Origin of the sequence: Kitasatospora sp. NPDC059803 (assembly GCF_042732255.1) — a bacterium.
Lineage (GTDB): Bacteria > Actinomycetota > Actinomycetes > Streptomycetales > Streptomycetaceae > Kitasatospora.
Genome location: NZ_JBHWIJ010000104.1, coordinates 17,609 through 20,744 on the forward strand (window position 1 = coordinate 17,609; position 3,136 = coordinate 20,744).

Sequence of the window (3,136 nt, forward strand, 5' to 3'; positions counted from 1 at the left end):
CCGGCTCTCCGCGACCGCCTGACCGGGGCGCAGTCCCCCGTCGGCTTTGGTCGCCCGCGACACGGGTCGGGCGTGGTGCGCGACCGGACACACAGCTCGACGCCGACTGCTGGTGTGGCGCCTTGGATCAGCGCTCTTCTTCGGCGGCCGTGGCGTTGGTGGTGCCGCTGAGACGGCCGCTCTCGTCCTGTATCTCCACGGCGATCTTCTTGAGCTCGGGCTCGAACTTCCGGCCGTGGTGGGCGCAGAAGAGCAGCTCTCCGCCGCTGGCGAGTACGACGCGCAGGTAGGCCTGGGCGCCGCAGCGGTCGCAGCGGTCAGCCGCGGTGAGCGGGCTCGCAGGTGTCAGAACAGTAGTCACGTCGCCTCTTCTCTAGCTCGACGAGCTGTCGTACCAGGGTCAACATCCAACCAGGCCGAAAACGTTCCCGCTCGTGGCTTTTCTTCTCTGAGGATTCTGCTGTGTTGATGAGGACGTGCCCCGGGGGCCGGTGGTTCATGCGTACCGAATCCCAGGATCCGCCCGTCCCTCGAACGCCCGATCGGGACCGGGTGCGAGGTCCGCGTAGCATAATCCTCTGCCGGGTTGGAGCATAAGCCCCGCCCCGGGCCCCGGTAGCCTGCATAACGGCAGTTCCGGAGCCTGTGCCAGGCCCCACGATCCGCCAGGACCGGTGGTACCGGGAGGAGATGGCGCCCCGGGGTCCGGATACCGGAGCGGTCCTTGTTCGCGCAGCGCGTACAAGCTGCGCGGGAGCGGCCTGCCGTGCTGTGCACCCAGCGGAGGGGTGCGAGCACACCGGGCGACGGCTGTCGGTGCGGCGTGCTGCACTGGCGGATGGTCCGGATGCGTCCGGATGTGACCGATAAGACAGAACTTCACCGAGGAGAGTGCCGCGTGAGTGCCGAAACGACCGTGCCGTCCGCACTGCTGGCCGGCGACGACGGTTCCAACTACACCGCTCGGCACCTGCTCGTCCTGGAGGGCCTGGAGGCGGTCCGCAAGCGCCCCGGCATGTACATCGGCTCGACGGACAGTCGCGGCCTGATGCACTGCCTCTGGGAGATCATCGACAACTCCGTCGACGAGGCGCTGGGCGGTCACTGCGACCGCATCGAGGTCCTGCTGCACCCGGACTCCTCGGTCGAGGTCCGCGACAACGGGCGCGGCATCCCGGTCGACGTCGAGCCCAAGACCGGGCTGTCCGGCGTCGAGGTCGTGATGACCAAGCTGCACGCCGGCGGCAAGTTCGGCGGCGGCTCCTACGCGGCCTCCGGCGGCCTGCACGGCGTCGGCGCCTCGGTGGTCAACGCGCTCTCCGCCCGGCTGGACGTCGAGGTCGACCGCAGCGGACACACCCACGCGATCAGCTTCCGCCGCGGAACCCCCGGCATCTTCACCGAGGCCAGCCCGGACGCGCCCTTCGAGCCCGCCAACGGCCTGACCAGGGCCCGCAAGGTGCCCAAGGCCCGCACCGGCACCAGGATCCGCTACTGGGCCGACCGGCAGATCTTCCTCAAGGACGCCCGGCTCTCCCTGGAGCACCTGTACAGCCGCGCCCGGCAGACCGCGTTCCTCGTCCCCGGCCTGACCATCGTCGTGCGTGACGAGCGGCTCACCGAGAGCGAGCAGGTCGAGGAGTCGGTCTTCCGCTTCGACGGCGGCATCGCCGAGTTCTGCGAGTTCCTGGCGCCCGACAAGCCGGTCTGCGACGTGCTGCGGCTGCACGGCGAGGGCACCTTCAAGGAGACGGTGCCCGTCCTGGACGAGCTCGGCCACATGACCCCCACCGAGGTCACCCGGCAACTCGGCGTGGACATCGCGCTGCGCTGGGGCGCCGGTTACGACACCACCCTGCGCTCCTTCGTCAACATCATCGCCACCCCCAAGGGCGGCACCCACATGACCGGCTTCGAGCGCTCGCTGGCCAAGACCGTCAACGAGGCGCTGCGCGCGGCCAAGCTGCTGCGCGTCGCCGAGGACGACATCACCAAGGACGACGCCACCGAGGGCCTCACCGCGGTGGTCACCGTCCGGCTCGCCGAGCCGCAGTTCGAGGGCCAGACCAAGGAGGTGCTCGGCACCTCGGCGGCCAACCGGATCGTCGCCGCCGTCGTCGCCAAGGAGCTCAAGGCCTTCCTCACCTCGGCCAAGAAGGACCAGAAGCTCCAGGCCCGGGCCGTGCTGGACAAGGTCGTCGCGGCCGCCCGCACCCGGGTCGCGGCCCGCCAGCACAAGGAGGCCCAGCGCCGCAAGACCGCGCTGGAGACCAGTTCGCTGCCGGCCAAGCTGGCCGACTGCCGCAGCGACGACGTCGACCGCAGCGAACTGTTCATCGTCGAGGGCGACTCCGCGCTCGGCACCGCCAAGCTCGCCCGCAACTCCGAGTTCCAGGCGCTGCTGCCGATCCGCGGCAAGATCCTCAACGTGCAGAAGGCCTCGGTGAGCGACATGCTCAAGAACACCGAGTGCGCCGCGATCATCCAGGTGATAGGGGCCGGTTCGGGCCGCACCTTCGACATCGACCAGGCCCGCTACGGCCGGGTCATCTTCATGGCCGACGCCGACGTCGACGGCTCGCACATCCGCACCCTGCTGCTGACGCTGTTCCACCGCTACATGCGGCCGATGGTCGAGCAGGGCCGGGTCTTCGCCGCCGTGCCGCCGTTGCACCGGATCGAGCTCACCAGCCCCAAGCGCGGCCAGGAGAAGTACCACTACACCTACTCCGACGCCGAACTGCGCTCCACCCTGCTGGAGTTCCAGCGCAAGGGGCAGCGCTGGAAGGAGCCGGTGCAGCGGTACAAGGGCCTGGGCGAGATGGACGCCGACCAGCTGGCCGAGACCACCATGGACCCGCGCCACCGCACGCTGCGCCGGATCAACCTGGGCGACCTGGAGCAGGCCGAGCGGATCTTCGACCTGCTGATGGGCAACGACGTCGCCCCGCGCAAGGAGTTCATCGTGGACTCGGCGGCCACCCTGGACCGCTCCCGCATCGACGCCTGAGGCCTTCGGATCCCTCCGGCACGAGGGCCCTCCACCCGTGGGTGGGGGGCCCGCGTGCTGCCGGTTCCCCCAGTGGTCCACCCCCGCGCCGCTCCACCGCGGTGGCGTATACACAAATGACGCGGC

At 69.8% G+C, this 3,136-nt stretch carries 2 protein-coding genes; one reads left to right on the forward strand and one right to left on the reverse strand.

Annotated features, from left to right (window positions below):
- Positions 1-127: 127 nt before the first annotated feature.
- Positions 128-361, reverse strand: coding sequence for a hypothetical protein (locus ACFV6I_RS18485; RefSeq protein ID WP_063349359.1), 234 nt, complete (start codon positions 359-361; stop codon positions 128-130).
- 537 nt (positions 362-898) lie between these two features.
- Here ACFV6I_RS18485 and ACFV6I_RS18490 point away from each other — a divergent pair.
- On the forward strand, positions 899-3,010 hold the full coding sequence (locus tag ACFV6I_RS18490) for a type IIA DNA topoisomerase subunit B (protein WP_063349360.1): 2,112 nt from the start codon (positions 899-901) through the stop codon (positions 3,008-3,010).
- The last annotated feature ends 126 nt before the right edge of the window (positions 3,011-3,136 follow it).